Below are 13,555 nucleotides of genomic sequence, written 5' to 3'. Positions count from 1 at the left end.
TGCGTTATCAACAAGTTTCAAGCTGTTGCAGGGCTTTTTCCACCGTTGCCGCCAACTGTTCACAGAGGCCTGAAACTTCGGTTTCATCCTCTCCTTCCACCATGACGCGCACCACTGGTTCTGTGCCAGAAGGACGCAGCAGAACCCGGCCTCGCTGACCCAGCTGCTGTTCCACCGCGGCAACCGCCTCATCAATGGCCGAAACGCCTTCGATTGAAACCCGGGTCTTCAACCTTACGTTGATCATTTTCTGAGGCAGCTTGGTCATACCGGAGCGCAGCTCCGCCAGACTTTGCCCGGTTTCTCGCATCCCTTTAAGCACCTGCAATGCGGCAACAATGCCATCGCCAGTGGTTGTCAGATGACGGCACACCAGATGCCCCGAGCTTTCACCACCCAGCATCCAGCCCTGCTCAGACAGGGTTTCCATGACATAACGGTCGCCCACCTTGGCGCGTAAAAACGGAATCTCTTCCCGACGCAGCGCTTGCTCAAGACCGAAGTTCGACATCAGTGTTCCAACTACACCGCCCTGAAAACTACCCTCACGCTTCAGCTGGCAAACGATAATGTAGAGCAGCTCATCACCGTCTACCTCTTGACCGGCATGATCGACCATAATGACCCGATCGCCATCGCCATCCAGTGCAATCCCCAGATCCGCTTTTTCTGCCAGTACCCCCGCCTGCAGCAACGCCGTTGAGGTGGCACCGCATTGCTCGTTGATATTTAAACCGTCTGGTGACGAGGCGATTTCAACAATCTGTGCACCCAGCTCTCTGAATACGGATGGCGCCACGTGATAGGTTGCACCATTGGCACAATCAACCACGATCTTAAGGCCCTTCAGGTTCAATCCACTTGCCGTAGCTTTACAGAATTCAATGTAACGTCCTGCCGCATCTGTAATGCGACGCGCCTTACCCAATTTAGCCGGATCGACTGTCGTCATCGCCAGATCGAGCTGCGCTTCTATTGCATGCTCAATTTCATCCGGTAACTTGGTACCCTGCGCGGAGAAAAACTTGATGCCGTTATCATCAAACGGGTTATGGGAAGCACTGATCACAATGCCCGCATCTGCCCGGAATGTACGGGCAAGATAGGCCACAGCGGGCGTTGGCATTGGCCCGGTCAGCAGCACATCCACTCCCGCAGCAGAGAGACCCGCTTCAAGTGCAGACTCGAACATGTAACCGGAAATGCGCGTGTCCTTGCCAATCAGAATTTTACTCTGCCCTTCACGTGCAAAAACCCGGCCCGCGGCCCAACCGAGCTTAAGCATAAAATCCGGTGTTACGGGGTATTGACCCACCCGTCCACGAATTCCATCCGTACCGAAATAGCGCTTGCTCATACGTTATCCTCAACCTTTTCCTGCATCACCGCCCACGTCATGCGTATCGCATCAACCGTTTCTGCCACATCATGCACCCGGACAATCCAGGCACCTTTCATCACCGCCATTACCGCCGTAGCAACACTACCAAACAGTCGCTCATCGACCGGTTTATTCAACACCTGTCCAATCATCGTTTTCCGGGAGGTACCCACCAACAGGGGCAAACCCCAGTGATGTAACCGCTCCATCTGATTGAGCAGGGTCAGATTATGCTCCAGCGTTTTACCAAATCCAAAACCAGGGTCCAGTAATAACTGTTCACGTGAAATGCCCGCCGCTTCACAACGAGCAATCTGCGCTGCCAGGAAACCCTCTACTTCCTCCACAACATCCTGATAGTGGGGATTATCTTGCATAGTTTGCGGCGCACCCTGCATATGCATTAAACAGATGGGCAACCCGGTTGAGGCGGCAGCCGCCAGCGCACCATCACGCGCCAGCGCACGCACATCATTAATAAGCCCTGCGCCAGCCGCCGCAGAAGCCGTCATCACTTCCGGAGTGCTGGTATCTACAGAGATGACCACATCCAAAGAAGCGGCTATTTTTTCGACCACGGGAATCACCCGGTCCAGCTCTTCCTGAGTTGACACCGCAGCTGCCCCAGGGCGGGTAGATTCACCACCGATATCCACCAGTGTAGCGCCCGCCGAAACCATTGCTTCAGCATGTTTTAATGCCTGATCCACTCGCAGATCTGACGCAGAATAAAACTGACCGCCATCGGAAAAGGAGTCCGGTGTGACATTCAAAATGCCCATAACATGAGGCCGGTGCAAAGACAGGGTTCTAGAACCACAACGTAGTTCGGGGGATAAATTCATCAATGTTGAGACCGCAAAAAGAAAGGCTGGCCGAAGGCCAGCCCTGTATAGAGTACAGACTTAATGTGCAGGTCGATCAGACGCACCCTGAATATCGTCGTCCTGAGCAGGAGCTTCAGGTACGTCTGTGGCTTGCGCAGGTTCAGCTTCTGCCTTAACGCCGTGATCGCCACCTTTATCGTTATCATCACTCCAGCCTTCCGGATCAGAAACCGGTTCACGGGCCATCAGCTGATCAATCTGCTTGCTGTCGATGGTTTCATACTTCATCAACGCTTCGCACATGGCCTCAAGGATATCGCGGTTATCTTCCAGCAGTTTTTGGGCTTTGGCGTAGCAGCTATCAATGATCTTGCGGGTTTCACCATCAATTCGACGATGCGTCTCTTCAGACAACGGCTTGGCGCCCTGGCCATAACCACGATTGAACGGATCACTTTCTTCTTCGTCGTAAAGTAGTGGCCCCAACTCCTCGCTCAGGCCCCACTTGGCAACCATATTGCGCGCATACGAAGTGGCACGCTGAATATCATTGGACGCACCGGTGGTTACACCGTCTTTACCCAGCGTCATCTCTTCCGCAATACGACCACCATAGAGTGAACAAATATTGGAAAGAATCGACTGACGGCTGTGGCTGTAGCGATCCTCTTCCGGCAGGAACATAGTCACACCCAACGCACGACCGCGCGGAATGATAGAGACCTTGTACACCGGATCATGTTCAGGCATCAAACGTCCAACGATCGCGTGACCTGCTTCGTGGTATGCGGTATTCAGACGTTCTTTATAAGACATCACCATGGATTTACGCTCAGCGCCCATCATGATTTTGTCTTTTGCTTTTTCAAACTGTTCCATAGCTACCAGGCGTCGGTTATCACGCGCAGCGAACAACGCCGCTTCGTTCACCAGATTAGCCAGATCAGCACCGGAGAAACCGGGCGTACCACGGGCAATCAGTTCAGGCTTAACATCATCCGCCAGTGGCACCTTACGCATATGAACTTTAAGAATCTGTTCACGGCCTCGAATATCAGGCAGACCCACATGCACCTGACGGTCGAAACGTCCAGGACGCAGTAGAGCCGGGTCCAGAACATCAGGACGGTTGGTGGCGGCGATCACGATGATGCCTTCCGTACCCTCAAAACCATCCATCTCAACCAGCAACTGGTTCAGGGTCTGCTCACGCTCATCATTACCCCCACCGAGGCCTACACCACGGTGCCGACCCACAGCATCGATCTCGTCGATAAAGATGATGCATGGGGCGTTCTTTTTCGCCTGATCAAACATGTCACGCACACGGGATGCGCCCACACCAACGAACATTTCCACAAAGTCGGAACCGGAAATACTGAAGAAAGGCACTTTGGCTTCGCCAGCAATCGCTTTTGCCAGCAGCGTTTTACCGGTACCCGGACTGCCCGCCATCAATACACCACGGGGAATATGACCACCCAAACGCTGGAATTTGCCCGGATCACGCAGGAAATCCACCAGTTCGCGTACGTCTTCCTTGGCTTCTTCGACACCGGCCACATCGTCAAAGGTGGTTTTAATCTGGTCTTCAGACATCATGCGTGCTTTGGATTTACCAAAGGACATTGGACCGCCTTTGCCGCCACCGCCCTGCATCTGGCGCATAAAGAACATGAACACGGCGATAATGACCAGAATCGGGAATGACGCAACTAACAGTTGGGTCCAGATACTCTGCTGTTCCGGCTGTTTCCCTTCGATCACCACATTGTGGTTGATCAGGTCATCAACCAGCTTGGGATCCTGCAGGGCCGGACGAATTGTCTCAAACGGATCACCGTTGGCGCGCTGACCCCGAATCACATAACCATCCACAACCACCTTGCTAATCTGGTCTGCCTGTACTTCCGAGACAAAATCAGAATAACTGAGACGCTGTGTATCCGTATTTTCATTGAAGTTGTTGAACACCGTGAGCAGCACCGCTGCAATCACCAACCACAACACCAGATTTTTTGCCATGTCATTCAATGGGATACCCTCAAATATAAAATTTCCGCTGGATACCAACGGAAAAATCATCCACCAGTGGCGGACTGCCTGTAGCAGACATATCTACAGCTTAGCCTTTAAACCCTTTCGCTAACAGATAGACTTCCCGGGAACGTGCCCGGGATGCATCCGGCTTTCGGGTGACTACCTTGCTGAAAGACTGCTTCAGATCAGCATGGTAGTTATCAAATCCTTCGCCCTGAAATACTTTCGCCAGGAAAGTACCACCGGGTTTTAACACTTGCCGCGCCATATCCAGCGCGAGTTCCACCAGATACATCGCCGCAGGCTGATCAATGGCAGACATACCACTCATATTGGGGGCCATATCGGAAATTACAAGGTCCGCAGGCGCATCTCCCAATGCAGCAAGAATACGTTCCAGAACCTGCTCTTCCGTAAAATCCCCCTGAACGAATTCAACACCGGCCATGGCATCCATCGGCAGGATATCTGACGCCACAACGCGTCCTTTGTCACCGACTTTTTCCGCCGCAATCTGTGACCAGCCCCCGGGGGCAGCGCCCAGATCAACCACCGTCATTCCGGGACGGAACAGATGGTCTTTTTCATCCATTTCCAGCAGCTTAAAGCTGGCCCTTGAGCGATAGCCAAGCTGTTTCGACTTTTTGACGTACTGATCGTCAAAATGTTCCTTTAACCACCGCTCACTGCTTACCGATTTTGCCACTGGAACTCCAGAGTTTGAAAATAGGATGAAAACTACTCAGCCAAAGCCAAGTCAGGTAGAATCGCGCCATTACGCGCAACTCGATGCGCCCCTGTAACTGAGGCACTATTTTAATATGAGCTTGAACCCCGAGCAAAAGAAGCACTATCGTACCATTGGCCATAATCTGAACCCGGTAATTACCGTTGCCAGCAAAGGCCTGACCGAAGCCGTTCAGCTGGAAACCGATCGCGCTCTGGAAGACCATGAGCTGATCAAGGTGAAGTTTGCCGTGGGCGACCGCGAAATCAAAAAAGCCATGATTCGCGAGCTGTGCAGCATTGTTGAAGCTGAACTGGTGCAGGAGATCGGCAACATTGCGCTGATCTACCGCAAGGCACTCAAGCCTAACCCCAAGCTGTCCAACCTGCTTCGCTCTTCCTGATAAAAAAACCGGCGCTTAGCCGGTTTTTTTATAATCAGAATCGATCCTGATGGCTTACAGATGTTCGACTGAGTCGATCTCAAACTCAGCAGTACCACCCGGCGTCTGTATCGACACCACATCACCCTCTTCTTTACCCACCAGACCACGTGCAATAGGCGAGTTCACCGAAATTTTATTCTTTTTGATATCCGCTTCATCATCACCCACGATCTGATAGACCTTGGTTTCATCCGTATCGAGATTGATGATGGTAACCGTGGTACCAAAAATCACCTTACCGGTGTGCGGCATGGTTTTCACATCAATGACCAAACACTTAGACAGCTTACTTTCCAGCTCCTGAATCCGGCCTTCAATAAAACCCTGCTGCTCACGCGCAGCATGGTATTCCGCATTTTCCTTCAGATCACCATGCTCACGGGCTTCAGCGATGGCCGCGATTACGCGCGGCCGATCTTGTGACTTCAAACGATCAAGTTCTGATCTTAATGCAGCCTCACCAGCTACAGTCATGGGTACTCGACTCACATCAGACTCCCAGATCCTGTAAACGACGGACCTCTTTCTCTTCACCAAACTGCAGCGCCATCGCCGTAGCTTCAGCACCCGCCATAGTGGTGCTGTAAGGCACTTTGTGCTGCAGGGCGCTGCGGCGAATTTCAGAAGAATCCGCAATCGCTTTACGGCCTTCGGTGGTGTTTATCACATAAGCGATTTCATCGTTTTTGATCATATCAATAATGTTCGGACGACCTTCCATCACCTTATTGACCACATCAACTTTGAAACCATTTTCTTTCAGCAGCGTCGCGGTACCTTTGGTTGCAATCAGGCTAAAGCCCAGTTCAACCAGATCCGTAGCCAGCTTGATCGCGGCAGGCTTATCCACTTCACGCACAGAGATAAACGCCTTACCCGGTTTCGGCATTTTTTCACCAGCACCGATCTGTGCTTTCATGAAAGCTTCACCAAAGGTTTCACCTACGCCCATGACTTCACCGGTGGATTTCATTTCCGGAGACAGGATAGGGTCTACACCCGGGAACTTGTTGAACGGGAATACCGCTTCTTTGACGTTGTAGAGCTTAGGCAGAATCTCTTCAGTAAAGCCAAGCTCTTCCAGCGACTTGCCAGTCATCACCAGCGCTGCAATCTTGGCCAGCGAAACACCGATACACTTGGACACAAACGGCACAGTTCGGGAAGCACGCGGGTTCACTTCGATGACATAGATCTCACCGTCCTGATAGGCCAACTGGGTGTTCATCAGACCGACAACGCCCAGTTCCAGCGCCATCTTACGCACCATTTCGCGCATCTCATCCTGCACATTCTGCGGCAGACTGTATGGCGGCAGCGAACAAGCTGAGTCACCGGAGTGAACACCGGCCTGTTCAATGTGCTGCATGATGGCACCGATCACCACGGTTTTACCGTCGCAAACCGCATCAATATCGACTTCTACCGCGGCATTCAGGAAGTGATCCAGCAATACCGGCGCATCGTTAGACACCTGTACTGCGCTGCTCATATAACGACGCAGTTCAGTTTCTTTATATACGATCTCCATTGCACGGCCACCCAGTACGTAGGATGGACGCACTACCAGAGGGTAGCCCAGCTTTCCGGCTTCAATCACCGCTTCTTCGAGCGAGCGTACAGTCGCGTTTTCCGGCTGTTTCAGACCCAGGCGCTTCAGCATCTGCTGGAACTGCTCCCGGTCTTCGGCACGGTCAATCGCTTCAGGGCTGGTACCGATAATCGGCACACCGGCTTCATCCAGCGCTACGGCAAGTTTCAATGGCGTCTGACCACCGTATTGAACAATGACGCCTTTTGGCTTTTCGACATGGACGATTTCCAGTACATCTTCCAGCGTAATCGGCTCAAAGAACAGTCGGTCAGATGTATCGTAATCCGTTGAAACCGTCTCAGGGTTACAGTTCACCATGATGGTTTCATAACCGTCTTCACGCGCAGCCAGCGCCGCATGAACACAGCAGTAATCAAACTCAATGCCCTGGCCAATACGGTTTGGACCACCGCCGATAACCATGATTTTTTCACGATCAGACGGGTTAGCTTCGCACTCTTCCTCATAGGTGGAGTACATGTACGCCGTATCGGTTGCAAACTCAGCCGCACAGGTGTCTACGCGCTTATAAACCGGACGCACATTCAGGCTGTGGCGGTGTTTACGGAACTGTTTCTCGGTCACACCCAGCAGGGTTGCCAGACGCGCATCAGAGAAACCTTTACGCTTCAGTTTGAAAACAGTGTCACGGTCCATATCAGACAGTGCCATTTCAGACACACGCTGCTCTTCCTTGATCAGGTCTTCAACCTGCACCAGGAACCATGGGTCAATACCGGAGAGCTCATAAAGCTCTTCTACAGACATACCCATGCGGAACGCATCGCCGAGATACCAGATACGCTCAGCACCTGGTTGTTTCATCTCACGGATAATATCCGTACGCGCATCATCGCTGTCCAGATCCACAATCGGGTCAAAGCCGGTAGCGCCAACTTCCAGGCCGCGCAGAGCCTTCTGCAGAGATTCCTGCTGCGTACGGCCGATTGCCATCACCTCACCCACGGACTTCATCTGAGTGGTCAGACGGTCGTTGGCCTGCGGGAATTTTTCAAAGGTGAAACGCGGGATTTTAGTCACCACATAGTCGATTGCCGGCTCGAAAGACGCCGGAGTACGACCACCGGTAATGTCATTCTGCAGCTCATCCAGGGTGTAACCCACCGCCAGTTTCGCTGCGACTTTGGCAATCGGGAAACCGGTTGCTTTAGACGCCAGGGCAGATGAACGGGATACACGCGGGTTCATCTCGATAACAACCATGCGTCCATCTTCGGGGTTTACACCGAACTGCACGTTAGAACCGCCGGTTTCAACACCGATCTCACGCAGTACCGCCAGAGAGGCGTCACGCATGATCTGATATTCTTTGTCGGTCAGAGTCTGAGCGGGCGCAACCGTGATTGAGTCTCCAGTATGCACACCCATGGCATCAAAGTTTTCAATCGCGCAGACGATGATGCAGTTGTCGTTTTTATCACGCACAACTTCCATCTCATACTCTTTCCAGCCGATCAGCGATTCATCGATCAACAGCTCGTTGGTTGGCGACAGTTCGAGACCGCGCTCGCAGATCTCAACAAACTCTTCACGGTTGTACGCAATGCCGCCACCAGAACCACCCATGGTAAAGGATGGGCGAATGATCGCAGGGAAGCCGATTGAATCCAGCACCTGCAACGCTTCTTCCATACTGTGCGCAATCGCTGCGCGTGGACATGCCAGCCCTATGGACTTCATCGCTTTATCAAAACGGTCGCGGTCTTCGGCTTTGTCGATGGTATCCGCGTTGGCACCAATCATTTCAACGCCAAATTTTTCCAGGACACCTTCGCGCTCCAGATCCAGCGCACAGTTCAGAGCCGTCTGCCCGCCCATAGTCGGCAGCAGCGCATCCGGACGCTCTTTTTCGATGATTTTAGCCACCGTTTTCCAGTTGATCGGCTCAATATAAGTCGCATCAGCCATGGCCGGATCGGTCATGATGGTCGCGGGGTTGGAATTCACCAGAATGACGCGGAACCCTTCTTCGCGCAGCGCTTTACACGCCTGAGCACCGGAATAGTCGAATTCACACGCCTGACCAATAACAATTGGTCCTGCTCCTAAAATCAGTATGCTTTTAATGTCCGTACGTTTTGGCATCGTGTTAACCAGTCGTATCAGTTACTGCAATCGCAAAACGTTGCAGTTAAATCAATTCAAATTCGTATTCAGGCGCAGTTACGCGCGCTTAGCGGCTGCCATATCGCGAATAAAGCGATCAAACAGCGGGGCAACATCACGCGGGCCCGGGCTTGCTTCAGGGTGTCCCTGGAAGCTGAATGCCGCGCGGTCAGTGCGCTCAATACCCTGCAATGAACCATCAAACAGGGATTTGTGAGTTGCTCTCAGATTTCCAGGCAGAGAAGACTCATCCACCGCAAAACCGTGGTTCTGGCTGGTAATCATGACTTGCTTACCGTCCAGATCCTGAACCGGATGGTTGGCACCGTGGTGACCAAACTTCATCTTCACAGTCTGCGCACCAGAGGCCAGTGCCAGCAGCTGATGCCCCAGGCAGATTCCAAATACCGGAACGGAAGTGTTGCAGATCTCCTGGATAGCGTTAATCGCATAGTCGCAAGGCTCTGGATCACCAGGACCGTTAGACAGGAAAACACCGTCAGGATTAAGGGCAAGAACCTCGGCAGCAGGCGTCTGTGCAGGCACAACGGTAAGACGACAACCGCGCTCAACCAGCATCCGCAGAATGTTGCGTTTAACGCCAAAGTCATAGGCCACAACATGGTATGGCTGAGCCGCTTCATCCAGGTCAACATGACCGACACCCAACTCCCAGGTGCTGGAATTCCAGCTATAGGATTCAGCTGTAGTCACTTCCTTCGCCAGGTCCATACCCTTCAGACCCGGAAACGCCTTAGCAGCAGCCAGTGCTTTTGCTTCGTCAATCTCACCCGCCATGATACAACCGTTCTGAGCACCTTTTTCACGCAGAATACGGGTCAGTTTACGGGTATCGATATCAGCAATGCCGACAATGTTGTTGGCTTTGAGGTATTGATCGAGGTTTTGCTCGTTTCGGAAATTACTTGCCGTCAGGGGCAAGTCTCGAATTACCAAGCCGGCAACCCAGGTACGGGAAGATTCTTCATCTTCACTATTAGTACCTACATTTCCGATGTGCGGATATGTCAGAGTCACAATCTGCTGGCAGTAAGAAGGATCGGTCAGAATTTCCTGATAACCGGTCATCGAGGTGTTAAACACCACTTCGCCACTGGACAGACCATCTGCACCGATAGAAGTGCCTCTGAAAATACTGCCATCTTCAAGTACAAGAATGGCTGGCCTCGTCAATTGAACCTCCCCCGCGTGCGCGAATCGACTAATTTTTACGGTACGATATGTGCAAAAAAGCGAGGCAAAACCGGGATTCCACCTCGCTCTTTCGTCTAAGAATTCTGTCTTTTGATTTGCCGCAGACAAACCGGCTGCATTCTATGCTAATGGCCCTCTATTGTCCATTACGCATCCGCAATAATCAGTGAAACATAACTGTAACTGTTTTGTAGTGGAATATCCCATTATCTGATCAGTTCCAGCAGGCCAGACCGTACATGAAAATCACCACTATCAGTCGACTCACCTCCGGCGCTTTTATTCTGCTTATCCTTATCCTTGCAATTGCCTTGGTGAGTTCATTAAAGACAATTGATCAGTCTTTCAAATTGCGTGATGCCTATGATGACTACCTGCTCCAGGTTGAAAAGCAGCTCTCTGATCCGGTTGCCGAGTATCTGCTAACTGGTGATGCCTCTTTACTCCTTACGCTGGAGCAGAACATTCAACGGCTGAAAGCGCTCACGGCAACGACATTACCCGACAAAGCCATACAACAGACAACCGAACTACTCACCGCCTTCCAGAGCGAACTTCTACCCAAACTGAGAGCGGTGGGCAAACTGACCAATCCACAGCAGCTACTGATTCAGAACGAGAAGGAGCTGAATACGTTATTCCGTAGTCTGAGCGAATATACGGAAGCCGCACTGCCAGACAGAGTAGAGCTATTCAACAATTACAATCAGGCAATTTCCGAAGCTCTTGCGGTTCAGTTACAGATTGCACACCAGCGCCAGGACTATTTCCTGACCCAGAACCCTACGCTGCTGGATGATATTCAGGCGCTGCTTAAGGCGCAGGAAGTACATATTCAGACATTAAACACACTGCCACGACTGAGTATTTACCTGAAAAATCAGGATGATAATGATCTGGCCGATCTATTAGGTTTTGACAGCGAAAATGCTCAACCCACACAGCAAACTGAACAGGGCGATAATCTGATCAGCGAAATGCTCAGTCTTGCCCACCGTTACCCCAAAGAGCTGAGCAATGCCAGTCAGCTTATCCAGCAACAAAACGAAACCCGTTCCAATACGCAAACTGCTGTTGCAGAGATCCATCAGGCAATCAGCATCGTGTCTGAGATGATCTCGCAGCATTATCAGGACACAGTACATACAATCTACTATCAACTGGCAGGATGTCTGATCCTGGTGCTTATTATCTGCCTTTCAGTCAATGCAGTGCAGCAAAAACTCGCCCGCATTCTGATGGATACCAGCGCATTTATTCACCGCCTTGCCACTGGCCATTTCAGTGAAAAACCGCAGTTGAACTCCAGCATTGAAGAAGTCATCCAGCTGAATGCATCCATCGACCAGTTACAGACATTCTTCGCAAACCTGTTGGCTGAAATAAATACCGAAACAGCCCACCTATCGGAACTAAGAGAAAGCAGCTTAAAAGAAGCCAACGCGCTGGCAGAAAACGCCACCCGACAGGAACAATTCAGCACGTCGACTGCAACCCAGATTGTGCAGTTAACGGCTTCCTTTAAAGAAGTGGCTGCCCGCGCCGCAGACACGCATATTGCGACAGAAAATGTACTAAGACTTGCCCAGCAGGGATTCGATTGCGTGGTTTCGACCAGTGACGCATTACATACCCTGAATCATGAAATTGGCGCCACTGGCCAGGCCATGACGGCACTTCAACATGATTCAAACGCAATACAGAATGTGCTTGAAATTATTCAGGAATTTGCCGAACAAACCAATCTGCTTGCACTCAATGCCGCCATCGAAGCAGCCCGCGCCGGTGAAAGCGGCAGAGGTTTTGCTGTTGTTGCAGATGAAGTACGTAATCTGGCAGCAAAAACTACCCATTCAGCCACTGAAATTCAACAGATCATCCGCAGTCTTGCAGCGACAACAACTACGGCGATGAAGACCATGCAACAACAGGAAAAGAGCGCCGGGCAGAGTGCAGAACTTGCACAACAGGCGATGACAACAATTGAAGAGATTAAAAAAGCTGTCAGTGAAGTAAATGATATGAATACGCTGATCGCCAGTTCAACAGAAGAACAAGCGATGGTGACTGCGGACATCTCAAAGGCGATTGAATACAACCTCAGCGGAACTGAACAAATTACAACAGCCGCAACAACTAACCAAAGTCATGCGAACCAGCTGGCAGTATCCAGTGATCGTTTAACTGACCTTATAAAACAATTACATTAAAGCAACTACGCCAAAATAAAGGCTCGCACCTTATCCGGCAGAGGGACCGATTTTTCAGTTCGATGATCGATCCAGACAACTTTGGCGTACCCTTCAGCCACCGGTTCCACTTTATCTTTGCTACTGAACACCTTATAGCGTGTCATAAAGCTTGAACGCCCGGGTTCTTCCACATAGCAGTCAATCCTTAGCGTATCCGGATACACAATTGCCTTAAGGAAAGTACAGCCAACATTGATCACAACCGGCGCCAATCCTTCCGGGTCCATGGCCACACCCATCGCGGCAATCAACTGCACCCGGGCCTCCTCAAGATAACGCATATAAAGCGCGTTATTTACATGACCATAGGCATCCATATCACCCCAGCGCACAGCTAGCTCACAGGAATATACCAGCTTTCCTTTTTCACTCGTCATAATCAACTCGCCTATTCAATATCGTTAAAACAATAGGCGTCATATGCACATGTGTGAATAGCGCTTGAGGTCAAATAATTAGCCAATCAAGACACAGTTACAGCAAAAAGACAGAGAAAAGCTAATGAGCGGGCAATAAAAAACCCCAACCGCGTGAGCGAGTGGGGTTTTTTACTATTAGTGCTCTAGGTGCCCTATGGGTATTTATGCCCTATGGGTATTTATGCCCTATGGGTATTTATGCCCTATGGGTATTTATGCCCTATGGGTATGGCGATGACCTACAATAGGCTGAAAGCAGCGCTTTCAGTCCCTTCGGGAGCCCTGCGGCCCCTCCCCTGCCGCACCTACGGTGCAGGCGTGGTCACATGACCCTTTGCAGTAACAGCAGATCATCACGCCGAATATAAAAAAAGGGCCATCCCTTAGGATGACCCTTTCTTTTATATTAGGTGCTTGGCGATGACCTACTCTCACATGGGGAAGCCCCACACTACCATCGGCGATGTTGCGTTTCACGTCTGAGTTCGGGATGGATTCAGGTGGTTCCACAACTCTATGGTCGCCAAG

At 51.2% G+C, this 13,555-nt stretch carries 10 protein-coding genes and 1 rRNA gene; 2 read left to right on the top strand and 9 right to left on the bottom strand.

Annotated features, from left to right (window positions below; genetic code table 11):
• Nucleotides 1-7: 7 nt before the first annotated feature.
• From glmM to rlmE, 4 genes are all read right to left on the bottom strand, one after another.
• Complete coding sequence (gene glmM, locus P2G53_RS03970) at nt 8-1,357, bottom strand: phosphoglucosamine mutase (protein ID WP_275814131.1); 1,350 nt, start codon at nt 1,355-1,357, stop codon at nt 8-10.
• Complete coding sequence (gene folP, locus P2G53_RS03965) at nt 1,354-2,163, bottom strand: dihydropteroate synthase (protein ID WP_275814128.1); 810 nt, start codon at nt 2,161-2,163, stop codon at nt 1,354-1,356. Before folP ends, glmM begins: the two co-directional genes overlap by 4 nt.
• 123 nt (nt 2,164-2,286) lie before the next feature.
• Complete coding sequence (gene ftsH / locus P2G53_RS03960) at nt 2,287-4,233, bottom strand: ATP-dependent zinc metalloprotease FtsH (protein ID WP_275814125.1); 1,947 nt, start codon at nt 4,231-4,233, stop codon at nt 2,287-2,289.
• 100 nt (nt 4,234-4,333) lie between these two features.
• Complete coding sequence (gene rlmE, locus P2G53_RS03955; protein ID WP_275814122.1) at nt 4,334-4,954, bottom strand: 23S rRNA (uridine(2552)-2'-O)-methyltransferase RlmE; 621 nt, start codon at nt 4,952-4,954, stop codon at nt 4,334-4,336.
• A gap of 115 nt (nt 4,955-5,069) precedes the next feature.
• Between rlmE and P2G53_RS03950 the strand changes: the two genes are divergently transcribed.
• On the top strand, nt 5,070-5,378 hold the full coding sequence (locus P2G53_RS03950) for a YhbY family RNA-binding protein (protein WP_275814119.1): 309 nt from the start codon (nt 5,070-5,072) through the stop codon (nt 5,376-5,378).
• 54 nt (nt 5,379-5,432) lie between these two features.
• Here the strand turns inward: P2G53_RS03950 and greA are convergent, their stop codons facing one another.
• The 3 genes from greA to carA form a co-directional block, all read right to left on the bottom strand.
• A complete protein-coding gene (gene greA, locus P2G53_RS03945) occupies nt 5,433-5,909 on the bottom strand; it encodes a transcription elongation factor GreA (RefSeq protein ID WP_275814117.1) in 477 nt (158 codons plus the stop codon).
• 1 nt (nt 5,910) lies between these two features.
• The gene (carB, locus tag P2G53_RS03940; protein WP_275814115.1) at nt 5,911-9,120 is read right to left on the bottom strand and encodes a carbamoyl-phosphate synthase large subunit; all 3,210 of its coding nucleotides are present in this window, start codon (nt 9,118-9,120) and stop codon (nt 5,911-5,913) included.
• A gap of 78 nt (nt 9,121-9,198) precedes the next feature.
• Nucleotides 9,199-10,335 (bottom strand): glutamine-hydrolyzing carbamoyl-phosphate synthase small subunit, encoded by a 1,137-nt coding sequence (carA, locus tag P2G53_RS03935; RefSeq protein ID WP_275814112.1) that lies wholly within the window; start codon nt 10,333-10,335, stop codon nt 9,199-9,201.
• 260 nt (nt 10,336-10,595) lie between these two features.
• Here carA and P2G53_RS03930 point away from each other — a divergent pair, with 260 nt between their 5' ends.
• Nucleotides 10,596-12,566 carry a methyl-accepting chemotaxis protein gene (locus tag P2G53_RS03930; protein WP_275814109.1) on the top strand — a complete coding sequence of 657 codons (1,971 nt, stop codon included), beginning with the start codon at nt 10,596-10,598 and terminating at the stop codon, nt 12,564-12,566.
• A gap of 5 nt (nt 12,567-12,571) precedes the next feature.
• On the opposite strand, the gene P2G53_RS03925 is transcribed toward P2G53_RS03930, so the two are convergent.
• Both P2G53_RS03925 and rrf read right to left on the bottom strand, forming a co-directional pair.
• On the bottom strand, nt 12,572-12,985 hold the full coding sequence (locus P2G53_RS03925) for a thioesterase family protein (protein ID WP_275814106.1): 414 nt from the start codon (nt 12,983-12,985) through the stop codon (nt 12,572-12,574).
• A gap of 454 nt (nt 12,986-13,439) precedes the next feature.
• Nucleotides 13,440-13,555: ribosomal RNA gene (rrf, locus tag P2G53_RS03920) — 5S ribosomal RNA — on the bottom strand.

This window comes from Neptuniibacter sp. CAU 1671, assembly GCF_029222905.1.
In the GTDB taxonomy this organism is placed as follows: Bacteria; Pseudomonadota; Gammaproteobacteria; order Pseudomonadales; family Balneatricaceae; genus Neptuniibacter.
Note: the sequence above shows the minus strand (reverse complement) of the source record. Positions and strands in the feature narration are given on the sequence as shown.